Annotated in this window: 18 protein-coding genes and 1 pseudogene; 12 read left to right on the forward strand and 7 right to left on the reverse strand. The window is 58.5% G+C overall.

The annotated features are described in order from the left end of the window. The first annotated feature begins 24 nt into the window (after window positions 1–24). The 8 genes from HNQ72_RS29145 to HNQ72_RS29180 all read left to right on the forward strand — a co-directional run bounded on the left by HNQ72_RS29145 (window position 25) and on the right by HNQ72_RS29180 (window position 6,168). Window positions 25–603, forward strand: coding sequence for a DedA family protein (locus HNQ72_RS29145; RefSeq protein ID WP_246450648.1), 579 nt, complete (start codon window positions 25–27; stop codon window positions 601–603). Next, on the forward strand, window positions 600–1,070 hold the full coding sequence (locus tag HNQ72_RS29150; protein ID WP_183997999.1) for an MgtC/SapB family protein: 471 nt from the start codon (window positions 600–602) through the stop codon (window positions 1,068–1,070). Before HNQ72_RS29145 ends, HNQ72_RS29150 begins: the two co-directional genes overlap by 4 nt. 199 nt (window positions 1,071–1,269) lie before the next feature. Continuing rightward, window positions 1,270–1,623: a hypothetical protein gene (locus tag HNQ72_RS29155; protein ID WP_183998001.1), complete on the forward strand. Its 354-nt coding sequence runs from the start codon at window positions 1,270–1,272 to the stop codon at window positions 1,621–1,623. 41 nt (window positions 1,624–1,664) lie between these two features. Further along, a complete protein-coding gene (locus HNQ72_RS29160) occupies window positions 1,665–2,564 on the forward strand; it encodes an SDR family oxidoreductase (RefSeq protein WP_183998003.1) in 900 nt (299 codons plus the stop codon). Further along, complete coding sequence (locus HNQ72_RS29165; protein ID WP_183998005.1) at window positions 2,564–4,345, forward strand: glycoside hydrolase family 15 protein; 1,782 nt, start codon at window positions 2,564–2,566, stop codon at window positions 4,343–4,345. The genes HNQ72_RS29160 and HNQ72_RS29165 overlap by 1 nt, the downstream gene beginning before the upstream one ends. Continuing rightward, window positions 4,342–5,181: an SMP-30/gluconolactonase/LRE family protein gene (locus tag HNQ72_RS29170; RefSeq protein WP_183998007.1), complete on the forward strand. Its 840-nt coding sequence runs from the start codon at window positions 4,342–4,344 to the stop codon at window positions 5,179–5,181. Before HNQ72_RS29165 ends, HNQ72_RS29170 begins: the two co-directional genes overlap by 4 nt. Before the next feature lie 20 nt (window positions 5,182–5,201). Continuing rightward, the gene (locus HNQ72_RS29175; RefSeq protein WP_183998009.1) at window positions 5,202–5,714 is read left to right on the forward strand and encodes a hypothetical protein; all 513 of its coding nucleotides are present in this window, start codon (window positions 5,202–5,204) and stop codon (window positions 5,712–5,714) included. A 7-nt stretch (window positions 5,715–5,721) separates the two neighbouring features. Continuing rightward, on the forward strand, window positions 5,722–6,168 hold the full coding sequence (locus tag HNQ72_RS29180) for a DUF421 domain-containing protein (protein WP_183998011.1): 447 nt from the start codon (window positions 5,722–5,724) through the stop codon (window positions 6,166–6,168). A 77-nt stretch (window positions 6,169–6,245) separates the two neighbouring features. On the opposite strand, the gene katE is transcribed toward HNQ72_RS29180, so the two are convergent. The 3 genes from katE to HNQ72_RS29195 all read right to left on the reverse strand — a co-directional run bounded on the left by katE (window position 6,246) and on the right by HNQ72_RS29195 (window position 10,000). Further along, entirely contained in the window at window positions 6,246–8,396 is a 2,151-nt protein-coding gene (gene katE / locus HNQ72_RS29185) for a catalase (RefSeq protein WP_183998013.1), read from the reverse strand. Window positions 8,397–8,470: 74 nt separating this feature from the next. Beyond that, window positions 8,471–8,974 (reverse strand): YciE/YciF ferroxidase family protein, encoded by a 504-nt coding sequence (locus HNQ72_RS29190; protein WP_183998015.1) that lies wholly within the window; start codon window positions 8,972–8,974, stop codon window positions 8,471–8,473. A 78-nt stretch (window positions 8,975–9,052) separates the two neighbouring features. Then, on the reverse strand, window positions 9,053–10,000 hold the full coding sequence (locus HNQ72_RS29195; RefSeq protein ID WP_343061666.1) for an SDR family NAD(P)-dependent oxidoreductase: 948 nt from the start codon (window positions 9,998–10,000) through the stop codon (window positions 9,053–9,055). A 14-nt stretch (window positions 10,001–10,014) separates the two neighbouring features. Between HNQ72_RS29195 and HNQ72_RS29200 the strand changes: the two genes are divergently transcribed. The 4 genes from HNQ72_RS29200 (at window position 10,015) to HNQ72_RS29215 (ending at window position 13,132) form a co-directional block, all read left to right on the forward strand. Continuing rightward, window positions 10,015–10,260, forward strand: coding sequence for a DUF6894 family protein (locus HNQ72_RS29200; RefSeq protein WP_183998017.1), 246 nt, complete (start codon window positions 10,015–10,017; stop codon window positions 10,258–10,260). Between the two features lie 270 nt (window positions 10,261–10,530). Further along, window positions 10,531–11,433 (forward strand): PhnA-like protein, encoded by a 903-nt coding sequence (locus tag HNQ72_RS29205; protein WP_183998019.1) that lies wholly within the window; start codon window positions 10,531–10,533, stop codon window positions 11,431–11,433. Between the two features lie 182 nt (window positions 11,434–11,615). After that, complete coding sequence (locus HNQ72_RS29210) at window positions 11,616–12,083, forward strand: GAF domain-containing protein (protein WP_183998020.1); 468 nt, start codon at window positions 11,616–11,618, stop codon at window positions 12,081–12,083. Beyond that, a complete protein-coding gene (locus HNQ72_RS29215) occupies window positions 12,077–13,132 on the forward strand; it encodes a sensor histidine kinase (protein ID WP_183998022.1) in 1,056 nt (351 codons plus the stop codon). The genes HNQ72_RS29210 and HNQ72_RS29215 overlap by 7 nt, the downstream gene beginning before the upstream one ends. Before the next feature lie 150 nt (window positions 13,133–13,282). Here HNQ72_RS29215 and HNQ72_RS29220 read toward each other — a convergent pair. The 4 genes and pseudogenes from HNQ72_RS29220 to HNQ72_RS29235 form a co-directional block, all read right to left on the reverse strand. Further along, window positions 13,283–14,369: pseudogene (locus HNQ72_RS29220) on the reverse strand (nucleotidyl transferase AbiEii/AbiGii toxin family protein). Continuing rightward, the gene (locus tag HNQ72_RS29225; protein WP_183998024.1) at window positions 14,350–15,090 is read right to left on the reverse strand and encodes a DUF6088 family protein; all 741 of its coding nucleotides are present in this window, start codon (window positions 15,088–15,090) and stop codon (window positions 14,350–14,352) included. The pseudogene HNQ72_RS29220 and the gene HNQ72_RS29225 overlap by 20 nt, the downstream one beginning before the upstream one ends. A gap of 172 nt (window positions 15,091–15,262) precedes the next feature. Then, window positions 15,263–15,529: a hypothetical protein gene (locus tag HNQ72_RS29230; protein WP_183998026.1), complete on the reverse strand. Its 267-nt coding sequence runs from the start codon at window positions 15,527–15,529 to the stop codon at window positions 15,263–15,265. Then, the gene (locus HNQ72_RS29235) at window positions 15,526–15,780 is read right to left on the reverse strand and encodes a hypothetical protein (RefSeq protein WP_183998028.1); all 255 of its coding nucleotides are present in this window, start codon (window positions 15,778–15,780) and stop codon (window positions 15,526–15,528) included. Before HNQ72_RS29235 ends, HNQ72_RS29230 begins: the two co-directional genes overlap by 4 nt.

The raw sequence follows: 15,780 nt of genomic DNA on the forward strand, positions 1-15,780 counted from the left end.
ATGGAAGCGTTTGTCGAATCAATGATGCAGAAGCTCGGTTCTGTGGGGATCGCGCTTTTGATGTTTCTTGAGAACGTGTTTCCGCCTGTCCCCTCCGAACTGATCATGCCTTTGGCCGGTTACCTCGCGACGCGCGGCGACATGAACATCCTGTTCGTGGTTTTCGCAGGGACGATCGGTTCTCTCTTGGGGACGCTCCCCTGGTATTATCTTGGCAAACGGCTCGGACACGACGGCGTCCGCAAGCTCGCCTCCCGCCACGGCCGGTGGCTGACAATGCACCCCTCTGATATCGACGCGGCGTCCGAAAAGTTCAAGCGCCATGGAAAGACGTCAGTCCTCTTAGGCCGGCTTATACCGACGGTCAGGACATTGATCTCGGTCCCGGCCGGAGTGGCCAACATGCCGATGGGCGAATTCCTTTTGTTTTCGGCCATTGGCACTTTCGTCTGGACGACGGCTTTCGCTATGGCGGGATATCTACTGGGGCAAGCCTATGAGGTCGTGGCGGATTACGTCGATCCCGTTTCGACGGCCGTTTTGGTCGGCCTTATCAGCCTCTACGTCTACCGTGTCGTCACCTTCAAGGAAGAGCGCACGTGACCGACTGGTTGGCATCGTTCGGTGTGGAACTGAACATCATTCCGCACCTGGTCGCGCTTCTCGTAGCCTACGTGCTGGCGCTCCCGATAGGCTGGGATCGCGAACGCAACGAGCGAAGCGCGGGACTGCGGACGTTTCCTCTTGTAGCGATTGCTTCATGCGGCTTCATCCAGGCGGCCGAGACCATCACCTTGGGAAACCCTGAGGCCACAGCGCGGGTCGTTGAAGGGCTTATCAATGGCGTGGGTTTCATCGGCGGCGGTGCCATCCTTGTCGGCAAGATGGGGACGCGTGGGACAGCGACAGCAGCAAGTATTTGGGCGACCGGGGCCATCGGAGTTGCCGTCGGGCTTGGCTCCTACGATACAGCAATCGTCTTATCGATTGTGACATTCGCAACATTGAGATGGATGACCAACTTCAAGTCCGAGACGAACGAACCGCCTCCGTCCCTGAGCAAGGACTAGCAGCGCCAACGCCGACGCTGGCCGGGAGCGCCAATCGGGTCTGGAGAGCGGGCCCCGGAACTTCTTCGGATCGAAGGGGTTTCACCTTACCATTCGAAACATTGTTTCTGATCGAGGTGCGCAGCCTGGCGCGTCACTGATAGGCCGAAGGCGGCGGATTTAGCCGCTGGGCTGTCGATCATTTTATCGCGAGGGTACCATGACGAATATCAAGGCGAGAGGCTTCGACAACGCTGAGCAGCTCCGGGAGCATCTTGCAGAACTCGACGATGAGGCGCCGGCCGAGGAGCACGTGACGCAAGATGATATTGCACTTCACGAGCAAATCGCCGCGCTGCGGAGGGAAGTCGGGGACTTGGCGGAACTGCTTTCCATCCGGAACCAGGCCGATCTTGCGCAGACGACGAGGGCTCCTGACCGGCCATGGCTTCGGATCGCCGCAACGGTTGCCGCCACGTTCGTCCTTGGTCGGCTTGTTCAGAAGCTGAGGCTTGGAACGCCGGGGGCCGCGGCCGTCCCGCTCATTGCGACCCAGCTCAGCAGCCGCTTTTAAAAAACGTCCGTTCTCAAAGTACTGCAAAAGGAAGAAGCAATATGGCCTCTGCCAACCAGTTCGATATTCAAAACCCGCTCACCCAGTACCCGCAGCCGGAATTCCCCAAACAGCCTCAACCCGTACCGGGCCTTGCCAGCAAGATGCAGCCGGTTCCAGACCATGGCGAAACAAGCTACAACGGGTCAGGCCGGCTCAAAGGTCGTAAAGCGTTGGTCACTGGGGGCGATTCTGGCATCGGACGAGCGGCTGCAATCGCTTTTGCACGCGAAGGTGCTGACGTCGTCATTAATTATCTCCCGGAAGAGCAGTCCGACGCCGATGAAGTGATCCAGCTTATCGAGGCAGAAGGTCGCAAGGCCGTCGCTATCCCTGGCGACTTGAAGAGCGAGGAGTTCTGCAATCTCCTGGTTCGAAAAGCTCACGATGAACTCGGCGGGCTTGACCTGATTGCCAACGTCGCCGGCCGCCAGAAGGCGGTTGAAAGCATCGCGGATCTCACGACGGATCAGTTCGATGAGACGTTCAAGACCAATGTTTATGCCCTGTTCTGGGTATGCAAGGCCGCACTGCCTCTCCTTCCTGCCGGCGCCACCATCATCAATACCGCGTCCATTCAGGCTTACGAGCCATCGGCCAGCCTACTCGACTACGCGCCCACCAAGTCGTCGATCGTTGCATTCAGCAAGGCGCTCTCCAAGCAGGTGATCGAGAAAGGCGTGCGGGTCAATGTTGTCGCACCCGGTCCCGTCTGGACGCCTCTGCAGACATCTGGAGGGCAACCTCAGGAGGCCATCGTTAAATTCGGTAGCCAGGTGCCCATGAAACGCCCGGGCCAACCGGCCGAATGCGGACCGCTCTACGTCTTCCTTGCATCGCAGGAGTCGAGTTACATCACCGGTGAGGTCTTCGGCGTCACCGGCGGCAACACGCTTCCCTGATGCTGGAAGCGCTAGAGCCAAAACGCTCGGGCGGCTTCTTGCCGCTCGAGCATTATGCCGCGATTGGCGAGGGCAGGTCGGTTGCATTGGTTGGTGCCGATGGCTCCATCGACTGGTGGTGCCCGCCGGACATGGATTCCCCGCCACTTTTCAACCGCTTGCATGATGCTGATGGCGGTCGGTTCTCACTCACCCCGGTTCAGCCATTTTCCATCGAGCGACGCTACCGCAAAGACAGCAACGTCCTCGAAACCACCTTTGTTACGGAAACGGGCAAGGCTCGTGTCACCGAATCCATCAACAGCGGTGCTGGCGGCAGACTGCCGTGGTGTGAGGTGGCTCGACGCATCGAGGGGCTTTCCGGTCAAGTGGAATTCGAAGTCGTGATCCGGCCGATTTGTGCTCAAGGCAAGGTCCGCCGCGTCAACCACCCGAATGCAGCCATTCGCTACATCGGAGATCTGACGACGACGTTCTGCCATCCGGATGAGGTTTCGATCGTCGACGATACCGATCAGCAAACGACAGCGCACTACCGAGCGGAAGCCGGCTCGCGTGCATGCATCGCCTATCTCGTTGCCGACAAGGCGCCGCTGGCGATCCCTGCGTTGTCGGAGATTGACGACCGCATCGATTTCAGCGACGACGAATGGCAGCGCTGGACCGAAAAGCTGTCCTATGACGGGCCGTTCAAGTCCGACTTCATCCGTTGCGCCCTTTCGCTCAAATTCCTGCTTTATTCGAAAACCGGCGCCATCGCGGCTGCCGCCACCTCCGGTCTCCCCGAACGGATCGGCGGCGACAAGAACTATGATTATCGCTATGCCTGGGTCCGCGACGCGGCCTACACCATCAAGGCTTTTCTGCGGGCCGGTGCCTTATCGGAAGCGATAGCCGCGTTCGGATGGTTGATCCGTACGATCGATGAAGATGGACCTGCACCTTCGGTCGTCTATACATTGAGCGGTGGCGAGGTTCCTGACGAACGCGTGATCGAGGTCCCCGGCTACAAGGGCTCGACGCCGGTCCGCACAGGCAACCGCGCCAAAAATCAGGTGCAGCTCAGTTGCTATGGTGACCTGCTGGAGACCGCTTCGCTCTTCGCGGAGATGGGGCACGTCCTCGATCCGTCTACCGCCCGCCTTATCCAGCGTCTGGCCGACCAGGTCGTTGACCGCTGGCAGGAGAAGGATTCCGGCCTCTGGGAGCTCGAAGAGCTTCAGCATCACACCTTTTCGAAGGTCGGTTGCTGGCTGGCCCTTGACCGAGCGGCACGTCTCGCGCGGCATGGGCACATTGATGGCGATGCGGATCGATGGGTGGTGGAAAGTGACAAGATCCGCGACTGGATCGATACCCACTGCTGGTCGGAAACAAAAAAGGCATATACGTTCTATGCGGGCACTGAGAAGCTCGACGCGGCGCTTCTTCTGACGACGCGGTTCGGCTTCGAGCATGAAGGCAGGCTGGCGGCAACACGCAATGCCATTCAACAGGAACTCGCCGTAGGTCCGCTCGTTTATCGGTACAGCGGCGCTTCTGGCGAAGAAGGGGCCTTTGTCGCCTGCTCATGTTGGCTCGTTGAAGCCTTTGCTTTTCTCGGTGAGGTCGATCAGGCGGAACGAATGCTAGAGGATTTGCTCGTGCCGCTCGGAAACAACTTCGGCGTCCTCTGCGAGCAGATCGATCCCCAAACCGGTGCAGGCCTCGGTAACCTGCCCCAAGGCCTCAGCCATCTCACCCTTCTCCACGCAATCTTTTCACTGCAGGAAAACCGATGAGCAAAGCTGTTGCGCTCGACACCACAATTCCGGCCTCTAAGCTCGGCGAGGGGATCTGTTGGGATGATGCCACGTCGTGTCTGTGGTGGGTCGATATCGCCGGCAAGCTGATCCACCATTACGATCCCGTGAGCAAAGATCACCGGTCATGGTCGACGTCGAAGGAAGTCAGCCTTGTTTTCCCCCGAGCTGATGGTCTTTTGCTGATAGGCCTGAGCGATGGGGTGTACCTATTTGATTGCGAGACAGGCGTGGAGCGACCCGTGGCTTTGCTCGACCTGCCCGCCGAGCATCGTTTGAATGACGGAAAGCGTGATCCCGCCGGACGCCTTTGGGTCGGGACTATCAACACCGCCGCCGAGCCATCGGAGACAGCTGCACTTTACCAGCTACAGGACGATCGTCTGGTTGAAATCGAAGGTGGCTATACGAATGCGAACGGGAAGACCTGGAGTGCGGACGGCGATCTGATGTTCCACGCCGATACCGGTCGTAACACTGTGTGGGTGTACGACTACGATAATAGTGCGAGGGCGCTGTCGAATAAGCGCGTGTTCGTGAAAATCGAAATTGGGAGCCCTGACGGCCTTGAAGCCGACGGCCTGGGCAACCTCTATGCTGCGATCTTTGGCGGCTCTCGCGTCGATATTGTCTCGATGCGCGGCGACGTTGTTGGTCAGATCGACCTGCCGGTGCCAAACGCTACAAGTTGCTGTGTCGGCGGCCCGAGACGCAAAACGCTGTTTATCACCACAGCTTTTGATGGCATGAGCGACGAGGAACGCGGGTCCGCGCCATTGTCGGGACACGTGTTCAAGGTCGAACTTGATGGGTAACACGCAACGGGGTACTGGCCATGAGTTCACTTGAGAAGCCAGCGGTCCGCGAGGATGGCCTGCAGCTCGAAGAGCATCGCAGGTTTCAGGAGCGGTTCTGGACAATCGAACGGTTCTCTTGGGGCATCTTTGCACTCATAATTTTCGCCGCTTTGCTGGGAGCCTTTGGTTCTGGTGGCCCGCTTGCCACGAAGGTTTCCGAGCTGGACGCGGCAATCGTGGAGCACCCCCGCATTGGCCGGTGGGAAGGGACCGACGAGATGACGATCCGGTTCAAGTCGGATCCGGCCACAGAGGCTCACTCGCTTTTTCTCTCGAATGCCTTTGCAGAAGTATTCCAGGTCGAGGATATCCAGCCTTTGCCAGCACGAACCCTAATAGAGGGGGGCGGACAGCAGTTGTTTTTTGATAATCCAAGCAAGAGCGGGGGTGTCGTAACGCTGCATTTGAGAGCACAGGCGGCCGGCCCGGCAAAATTCGATGTCAGGGTCGATGACGAGTTCGTCTCGTTATCCAGCTTTATATTTCCGTGAGGGTATTATGGAATCTGTCATCCGGGGCGCTGCGATCTATCTCGTTCTACTGATGGCGTTGCGGCTGTCTGGCCGGCGGACGGTCGCCCAGATGACGCCGTTTGACCTGGTACTTCTGCTCATCATCGCCGAAACCACGCAGCAGGCTCTGCTCGGCGACGATTTCTCTCTCATCAATGCAGCGCTTCTCATTGTTGTATTGTTCAGTCTCGACATCGGCCTTTCTTATGTGAAGCAGTGGGCGCCAAGCCTTGGACGGATCATCGACGGGACGCCAACCGTCCTTATCTCTGATGGAAAACCAGATCTACGAGCATTCGCTCGAGCTCGTATCAGCCTTGAGGATGTGCTGACCACTGCACGGGTCGAGCAAGGGCTCGAGCGTCTGGATCAAATCAAATCTGCAGTACTCGAAGCGGACGGTGCTTTGAGCATTATTCCTCAGGAAACATGAACGCTTCTAGCAGACGAGGCAGTTGTTAAGTGGAGTCTTAGGATTGCGGGCGCGTCTGGAGACGCGCCCGCAATCGGTCACTTCACTGGCGGCGACGCCTTGCCGAGCTTGAGAGCGGGCTCGCGACCCCAGACTCGAAGCTTGCCGAGCTCGGACACGAAGGCGGCGAGACCTTCTTCGCCGGGAAGAATGATCGTGCCTTCGTCGAGGTCGTCGGCGATTCCGGCCTTGACGAGGAGCGGAAAGGCGCTCTCGTCGTAGCCGATGAACTTGCAGTGCTGGAACGCATCCGCCACGAAATCTCGCGCGGTGGCCTCCTTCACCACATCCTCGATCGCGGCTGCCGAGGCGAGGACAGCGACGGCGTCGAACAGCACCGAGGGGCCGCCGTCAATCATATGCTGCGCCTCGATCAATGTTCCATCTGAAGCGATTACCCCGCCGACCTTTGGCGCGATCAACTCGACCAAGGCCTTTTCCTTCTCGACTGCGGCCGCCAGCCCCTTGAGGAGCTTGGCGTCTACACCGTCCGTCACGAGCACGCCGAGCTTGCGGCCTTCGAACCGCTTCGGTCCGCGTTCAACGATGCTCAAGGCCGGAGACGGCTCCAGATCCTGACGGGTCGGCATTGCGGCGTCCGCTGCCTTCGGCATCTCCTGGATGCCGAGCTTCTGGGCGACGGTGGTCGCGAGCGTTTCGTCTATGTTCAGGAGGTGCGAGATCATGCGTTCGCGTATGGCGACCGTTTCGACCTTGCTGAGCTCGAAGGTGAGCGCCATCGCAATGTGCCGCTGCTCCGCCGGCGTCTGGCTAAGGAAGAACTGACGAGCCTGGCTGTAGTGGTCGGCGAAGCTTTCTGGACGCAGTCGGGCCTTCTGGCCGTTTTCTTCGGCCGGGAAGTGTCGGTACCCACGCGCAGGCGATTCCCGCGGACCTTCCCCAAACGAGTTGGGTTGGTAGTTCACGCGGCCGACAGGATTGCGCATCGCCATGTGCCCATCCTGCTGGAAGTTGTGGAAGGGACACTTCGGCGCGTTGATGGGGAGATGCGTGAAATTCGGTCCACCCAAACGCTTGAGCTGCGTATCGAGGTAGGAAAAGTTCCGGCCCTGCAGGAGAGGGTCGTTGCTGAAATCGATGCCCGGGGGCACGTTCTGTGTCATGAACGCGACCTGCTCGGTCTCCGCGAAGAAGTTGTCCGGCATGCGGTCCAGAACCAGACGCCCGATCGGCTTCACGGGCAAAATCTCCTCCGGAATGATCTTAGTGGGATCGAGGACGTCGAAGTCGAAGTTGTCGGCAAATTCCTGGTCGAAGAGCTGGACGCACAATTCCCATTCCGGGAAGTTGCCCGACTGGATTGACTGCCAGAGATCGCGGCGATGGAAGTCCGGATCTGCGCCGTTGATCTTGACAGCCTCGTTCCACGCGACCGACTGCAGGCCGAGCTTTGGCTTCCAGTGGAATTTCACGAAGGTGGACTCGTCCTTCTCGTTGACGAACCGGAAGGTGTGGACGCCGAAGCCCTCCATGAAGCGGAAGGAACGCGGTATGGTGCGGTCCGACATGATCCACATGACCATGTGCATGCTTTCCGGCGTGAGACTGATGAAGTCCCAGAAATTGTCGTGGGCCGTCTGCGCCTGTGGGAAAGCCCGGTCCGGCTCCTGCTTTGCAGCATGGACCATGTCCGGGAACTTGATCGCATCCTGGATGAAGAAAACCGGGATGTTGTTGCCGACTAGGTCCCAGTTGCCCTCCTGCGTATAGAACTTGACGGCGAAGCCGCGAACGTCGCGGGCGAGGTCGGCCGAACCCTTGTTGCCTGCCACGGTTGAAAAGCGGACGAACACTGGCGTCTTTTCGCCCGGTCGTTGGAAGATGTCGGCGCGGGTTACGTCCGACAGGGGTTCATACGTTTCGAAGAAGCCATGCGCACCGTAGCCGCGTGCATGCACGACCCGCTCCGGGATACGTTCATGGTCGAAATGGAAGATCTTCTCGCGGAAATGGAAGTCGTCGACCAGTAGCGGTCCGCGCGCTCCGACGCGAAGCGAGTTCTGGTCGTCGGCGACCGGTCCGCCCTGGGCGGTGGTCAGCACGTCGGCGCCGTCCTCGGCGATCTGGTGAAGTTCGCCGCCCGCGCCGCGGTGAAGCTTCTGGTCGTGGATGGTGACGGTGTCGCTGGATGAGGTCGAGCTCGAAGCCCGTGTCGTACGCTTTGCCATGGTTGTCCCCGATAATTGTGGCCGGATGTCAAAAAGGCCGCCCTACGGACGGCCTTCTCAAGAAGTTAGCGGCTTCAGGCAGCCTTGCTTTTGCCCTTGGCGTTAGCTGACGCCTTGGCGAGCTGGGTGAGCTTCTGGTCGGTCGCCTCTTCCTCGGCGAGGTTCGCCTGCAGGAGCGGCACGGCATCTTTCAGGCCAAGCTGGTTCGCCCATTCGATAAGGGTGCCATAGCGGGCAATTTCGTAGTGCTCGACGGCTTGGGCCGAGGAGATCAAGCCTGCGTCGAGAGCCGGAGAATCCTTGAACTCCTCGATGATCTCTTCGCCTTCGGAAATGATGCCCTGGATCGCTTCGCAGGTCTTGCCGCGCGCCGGCTTGCCAAGCAGTTCGAATACCTGTTCGAGGCGTTCGATCTGGCCCTGGGTCTCGTCGCGGTGCTGCAGGAAGCCCGCCTTGCCTTCTTCCGACTGGGCGGCGCGCGCCATCTTCGGAAGGGCCTTCAGAATCTGCTTCTCGGCGAAGTAGATGTCCTTGAGCGTGTCGAGGAAAAGGTCGTCCAATGTTTTGGTTGCTGCCACGGTGGGTCCTCCTGAGTGTGGTTTCGAGCGACTCAACTCAGACGAACGTGGAAGGTTCCAGCCGTGGTCACGAAAGCGTTACCGGTCGTCTTCTTCGCGCATGCGTGCACGGATACCCCCATCCACCTGTCCGTCCTGGACGGGCTGGTGGATCGCTCCCTGGTTCGGCGAGCGCGGCGATGCCTTATCAGACTCCTTCTTCGCGATATCGGCAGATAGTTTCTCTGTCAGATCAGGCATGAGGTGGTGCGAGATATTGGAAGTTTTTGCCTTCCATCCGACGGGCTGCTCTTCTTTCGGATGAAGACACGCGCCAATGATCGCGTCGATAACAATCTCTGGATCGTCCATCATCGCCATGCGCGGCTCGTGGCCCGTGTAGTTGGCCGCATGGGTCCACCATGGCGTGTCGACCGCCCACGGCATGATCGTGCCGACCTTGATGTCGTCCTCTCCGGCTAATCGCAGCTCCTCGTTCAACGAACGGCTTAGGCTGAGAATGCCGGCTTTCGTCGCCGCGTAGGTGTTTTGAAGGGCGAGGGGCACTTCGCTATCGATCGATCCAATGTTGAGAAGGGTACCGTAACCCTGAATGCGGAACTGCCGCAAAGCCGCGTGCGCTCCGTGGATCAGACCTTTCAGGTTGACGTCGACCAAGCGGGCGTGATCCTCGATGGGGATATCCCAGAAAAAACCGATAGCTCCGACACTGACATTGTTGACCCAAACATCAATGCGGCTGAAAGCGTCGATGGCGGCCTTGTGAATATCTGCAACCTCGTTAGCGTTGCTGACGTCGGCCTTGACCGCGATCGCCGTTCCTCCGGCCGCTATGATCTCCCGAACGATGTCATCGAGAATGTTCTTGCGTCTGGCAGCGAGGGGCTTTGGCAGAGGCGCTGCGGTTAAACTGGCGGCAAAAGGCGCGAGAGTATTCCGCTCCGCTGGCCATGGGACAGGCTGCTCTATTCCCCAAGATTGATCATATGAACCAGACAATCCGTGCTCTCGAATTGTCTTGCACAATCATAGGAGCTGCGATGCCAGGCTATTTCTTCAACTATCGGATCAACGGCGTTCTTGAGAAAGACCCGGAAGGCTCCGAGTTACCCTCCGATGAGGTGGCGCTCGAAGAAGCGCAGATTGCTGCCAGAGAACTGCTCGCGGCAAAGGTTCGCGTCGGCGACCTGGTTGACGGCGACGAGTTCGAGATAACGACTGGCGACGGCACTGTCGTGCACACTCTTCCGCTGCGATCCGTTTTGAAACTCGACGAGCATGGGTAGAATACCTCCAACCGTCGGGCCTCGGCGCCATCGGAAAGCGATGATTGTCGTTTTCGCGTTCTGCGCCTTGCTTTGCGGAATTGCGTTCATGGGACAGTGGTGGATGACCGAACCGTCAGGTGATGTCGATGCCAAGTCAAGCATTACAGACCCGCCGCAATAGACGTCTGGCTAAGTCCGGTTACAACCGTCTGGTGCCGGATGGGAACATAAAGCGTGCCGCCCCGTTCTTGCCGCATTCACAGACCCGTGAGCAGCGAGGATTATCCAATGACCGAACCCGTCTCCGTAGCGCACCTTCATGCGCGCACTGCGGACCCCAACATCAACGCCGCCTATAACAAAGTCTCGTGGGGCGCGATCTTCGCGGGCGTCGCCATCACGCTGACCACGCATATCCTCTTGACGCTTCTGGGCGTCGGACTAGGCGCGGCCGTGATCGACCCGGCTTCGAACGACAATCCCGCGGCCAGCACGATGTCAATTACGACGGCAGTATGGTTTGTCGTCACGGGCATCATCGCCTTTTTCGTTGGCGGTTATGTTGCAAGCCGCCTTTCCGGCCGCCCGCTCCGCTCGACCGGTTCCTTGCATGGCGTGGCGTCCTGGGCGGTGACCACGCTCGTTACGCTCTATCTTCTGACAACATCGGTCGGCGCAATCGTTGGCGGCACCTTCAGCGGGCTCGGCGGTCTGATCTCAAGTGTCAGCTCGACGGCGGCAACGGCGGCGACAACTGCTGCTCCGGCGATCGCTACCGCAGCTGACCCAATGGCCGATATCGAGCGCAGCGTTCGCGATGCCAGCGGTGGCAATGATCCGGCCGCACTTCGCGATACCGCCGTGGCATCTGTCCGTGCAATGCTGACGGGCGACCAGGCTCAGATCGAGGACGCGCGTAACCGTTCGGCAGAAGCACTTGCCCGCGCCCAGAATATTCCGGTTGATCAGGCTCGCCAGCAGGTTCAGCAGTACGAAACCCAATATCGCCAATCGGTTGAAGAAGCGAAGAAGCAGGCGACTGAGGCAGCCCAGGCTGCCGCAACAGCAGTTTCCGTCGGCTCGATCTTCGCGTTTATCTCGCTGGCTGTCGGTGCGATAGCAGGATGGATCGGCGGAGCGGTTGGCACGACCCGCGTCACCCGCGAAGACGAGCTCCATGCTACACGTTGAACGACTGTAGCCAGATCATCCGATGAGCGCGCGCAGAAGCGCCCGCTTTTTTTTACGGAAGCCTGACTGGCTTGGGACACCGATGGATGATTGCACTGGTTCACCAATTCGTGCTCGCCCTGTTTTTGTTGGATTTTCGCAGCCCGTACTATAGGTTACGCTCTAACTTAAGGGCTGGGTAGATGCTGCTGGATCCAAACGACACCTGCAAGGTGGCAGACGCCATCACTTGGGATGAGGAAGAACGGTCAGCCGCGCTTCAATCGTACGACGTGCTGGATACGCCTCGCGAGGAAGATTTCGATGATCTGGCACGGGTCGCATCGGATATCTGCGGTGCGCCGATCGCTGTGGTCAATCTGGTCGACACGACACGGCAGTTTTTTAAGGCTGAGGTGGGTCTCGGTGTTCGTTCCACGCCGCTTGAGACCGCGTTCTGCCGGCATGCTCTTCTTCGCAACGATACGATGGTGGTTCCGGACGCCACAAAGGATCCGCGTTTCAATTGCAATCCGCTTGTTACAGAGGCCCCGCATATCCGGGCATATGCAGGCGCACTTTTGAAAACACCTAAGGCCTGCCGATCGGAACCGTTTGCGTTCTCGACTACGAGGTCCGGGAGTTCACGGACCAGCAAATCAAAATGCTGAAGTTTCTCGCCAGACAGACGATGACGCAGCTGGAACTTCGCAAGCGTATCGTGTTGCAACGCCGGCTTCTGCACCGCGCACGCAAGGCCGAGCACGAAAAAGCAAACTTTGAACGCGTTGTTCGACAGGCTTCCGATTTCATCGGGATCGCGGACGGGCGCGGCGAAGTAATCTTTCTCAACGATGCGGCGAGGGCCCTCGTTGGGCTTCCAGCCGATGCTTCGCCGCCGAAGGTCGTCACCGACTACGTCATCGAAGCTGACAGAGCGGCTTTTCTCGAAGAGGTGAAGCCGGCTGTCAAATCAGGAGAAAGCTGCGAGCGCGAGCTCACGCTTCGCAACGTTGCGACCGGCGAGGAAGTGCCAGCGCTCTTTACGATGTTTCCGGTCAGGGACGGGGAAGGCGACCTTATCGGTTATGGTGTTGTCACCAAGGACATCACAGCTCAAAAGGAAGAAGATGAGCGCAAGGCCCAAATCATGGCCGAAGCTGCCCACCGCATCAAAAACACCCTTGCCATCGTGCAGGCCATTGTCGCTCAGACCTTGAGAGGTGCTCGATCGCTTGAGGAGAGCCGCGACGCGATCATGAAGCGCGTCGGCGCATTGGCGGCGGCGCAGGACATTCTCACGGGTGCCCAAGGATCTGCCGCGGACATCATGTCCGTCGTCGCCGGGGCACTCGCACCGCATGACAGTGGCAATGGTCGTGTGTCATGGGAGGGCCCTGATCATCCTCTTGAATCGCCACAGGCAATTGGGCTTTCTCTCGCGTTGCACGAGCTGGCAACAAATGCTGCCAAATATGGCGCCTTGTCCGGCGACGCTGGGCGGGTCGATATCAAGTGGCACGTGGACCCAGACGGCAGCTTCAGGCTCGACTGGACCGAGCGAGATGGTCCGGTAGTGAACACTCCCTCGGCAACCGGATTTGGGTCGAGACTGATACAGCGGATGATTGGTCCGTATTTTCAGGGCAGCACTACATTGGAATTTCCACCGGAAGGCGCTCGCTTCCGCCTGACGGGAAAAATCTCTCGTAGGTCCTGAATGCGCGGACGCCTGGTCGAAAGCTATCCAACAAATGCGTTTATGCCACCCAAATTACCGTACGTTCAATAATTTAGAGAAGCCGTTGTCCGGGTCCATGAGTTTGAATCCGGTCAAGGCGACACGATCGGCTAGCTCTCGCATTTCCTTTTATAACGAGGGTTTGTCTGCGATTGAGTTGAGAAAGGTCTCCAACTCTTCAATGCTGGCCATGACAGAACTAAATTCAGGCGCCGCCCCGAAGATCATGGCGGACATTCTCTCGTAGTCGGATGCGAGTTTCTTGCGCATCTCGGGGGTGGGCACCAGCCGAAAACTACCGGGCACGGCTCGATCATATCGATGGTCCGGCGCGCGAAACATTAGCTCCTTATGCCGGCGGCAAGCTTCGGCGAGCTCGAGCATCGATGCAGTGGCCTTGCCATAGTCGGGATTCGTCCAGATTTGAACATCGTAGTAGTGGCGCGAGTATCGATTGAGGTCTGGAACTTTCAGCTCAGGACTATTCTGTATGCTCCGTTTTTCCGTCATCTCCGTCATCGCGTGAAGGATCAGAACTTTCTCCCAAAAAGTGCGCTCTGGCTTGACGGTCGTTACATTCTGGACCGTCAGGTCACTGTCTTTTCTCATTTCCAAGGCAACGTATGGAATGATCTCTCGCTTCTCGGCCGGGACTGGATCCGGGCGTGCCCCGCCTTCGATGCGCACTGCCGCCTCGACATAACCGCCGCTGGTGTCAAAGACGCTTTTGTATCCCAGAACCAGTACATCGAGCACCTCATCCGAAGTCGAGCGAGAAATGTCCCGATTGGCCTGTCTCTCCCTCGACCGCGGCGATTTCGTCACCGAGCAAACTCTTGAGCGGCCCGGACATATAATGGCGCGCTGCCTCATCCACCTGCTCGGCCAGAGCCTTCTGCTGCTGATTGACGGAGGGAAGGGCTGCGATATCGGCCTCCAGCGGAACTTTTAGATCTGCTTTATAGATGCCAATGTCGATGTCTTCAGAAAAACGCTTTATCAGGCCATATGCCTTGCTGAGACTGGTGCCGCCCTTAAAGTAGAGGCCGATAGTATCGGCCTTGCGGCGGTTGAACAGGAAGTCCAGCACCCAGCAGACGTATAGATCCTTCTCAACATTCTCGGCTCGCGTCTCCAGAGCGGACGCAGCGGCGGAAAACAGTGCTCGCTGCTCGTCAGCGGTCGAGCGAAGGATATCAATGAAACTCTGGCGCATGTTCATCCATTCCCCCGCGGCTCGGTGAAGTGCTTCCGTCTTCCTGGGGCGGCGGATCGGCGGTTATGGTCTCCACAGCCTGGTACATCCAGGCTGGGATGGCGTGGATGTTTTCGCGCAGATCCTCGACGATCGGCTGCCTATGATGGCTTCGGGCCAGGTAGCGGACGATACCATCGACAACGGTCTCCAGATTGGATCGCTCGTCGCGAAACCAGTGGAGGGCTTGGATCACTCGCATTGCCGGCCGGCCCGCCCAAAAAGCAGTCTTTGCCGAAATGCGCTTGAAGTCCAAGATGTAGATTACAGGCTTCGTTGCCTCCGCGTCGCCGGCATTGGCCTCGATCTCGATGGTCCGGGGATATGTGTCCGCATAGATTGTTGACCTGGCGGGGACGGCCGTCGTCAGGCCAAGATCATTGGCAGCCGTCATGCCGTCGACGCAAACACGAAGCTTGTCACGTCGCGCGATTGCATCGATGAATGAGGCCCGTGGCGGAAACACCATCTTGCCGGTCAGTTGGCTGAGAGCTGGCTTGTCGTAAAGACCACGATGAGGGCGGCGGATGTCGCCGCGATTGGTCAGCCTCTGCAGCGCCTTTTCGACGGCGTTCGGTGTTGCGATATCCAGGAAATCGGAGCGCGACCAAACCCCCGAAGGCGCCGCGTCGGCGATCCTTTGGTGAATGCGATCCAAAGTGTCAGACGTGGGATCCGGCATGGTTGTCCTACATTGTGTCCAAAAATTATATACAAAAATTGGTCACCAATGGCAACTCCGCCGCTACTGACCAATTTTTATATCAAAACATTGGTCAGTAGCGTCAGCCGGCTAGGCTTTCATATTGTGAGGTGGATGTCTTTCCAACGGATCCAAAGCCGGAGCAGACAGATTACTGAAGCAGCTGCGCCTTGATCGCTTGTCCGACAATGGTCAACTGCAGCACCGGTTCGCCGCGGATGAAGCTCTCCTCGACTAGTTCCGGCTTTTCCAGTCGCTCGACAAGCTCCTCGGACAGCCGCTTGTCACCCACCAGCCAACCCCTGCCCACTTTCCTCTGTCGCCGGAAGAAAGCAATTGCTCGAAGCGCTTCTTCTTGCGTCCGGGTCAAACTGCCTATTGCCTCGACGGCGGCAGGATGGTCTGCCGTATTGTTCATGGTCTCCGCCCCCCGTTTTCGTTCGACGGGTTATCGGCTGCGGGCCACTCGTTGGCAGGTTCTTCTACCGGTTCATCCGCGGGATCAGGGTCGCGATCATAGGCGAGCTGTCGCTTTGCCAGAACGTCCTGAAGCGTCTCTACGACACGCGCTGTTCCGTGTCCCTCATTTGCGAAACGATCGATGATCTCAGCGACGGCATCATCCAACTGCTGAAACAGTCGTTCCTGATTTTCAGATCTCTCACTCAT

Origin of the sequence: Aliirhizobium wenxiniae (assembly GCF_014201355.1) — a bacterium.
Taxonomy (GTDB): Bacteria; Pseudomonadota; Alphaproteobacteria; order Rhizobiales; family Rhizobiaceae; genus Neorhizobium; species Neorhizobium wenxiniae.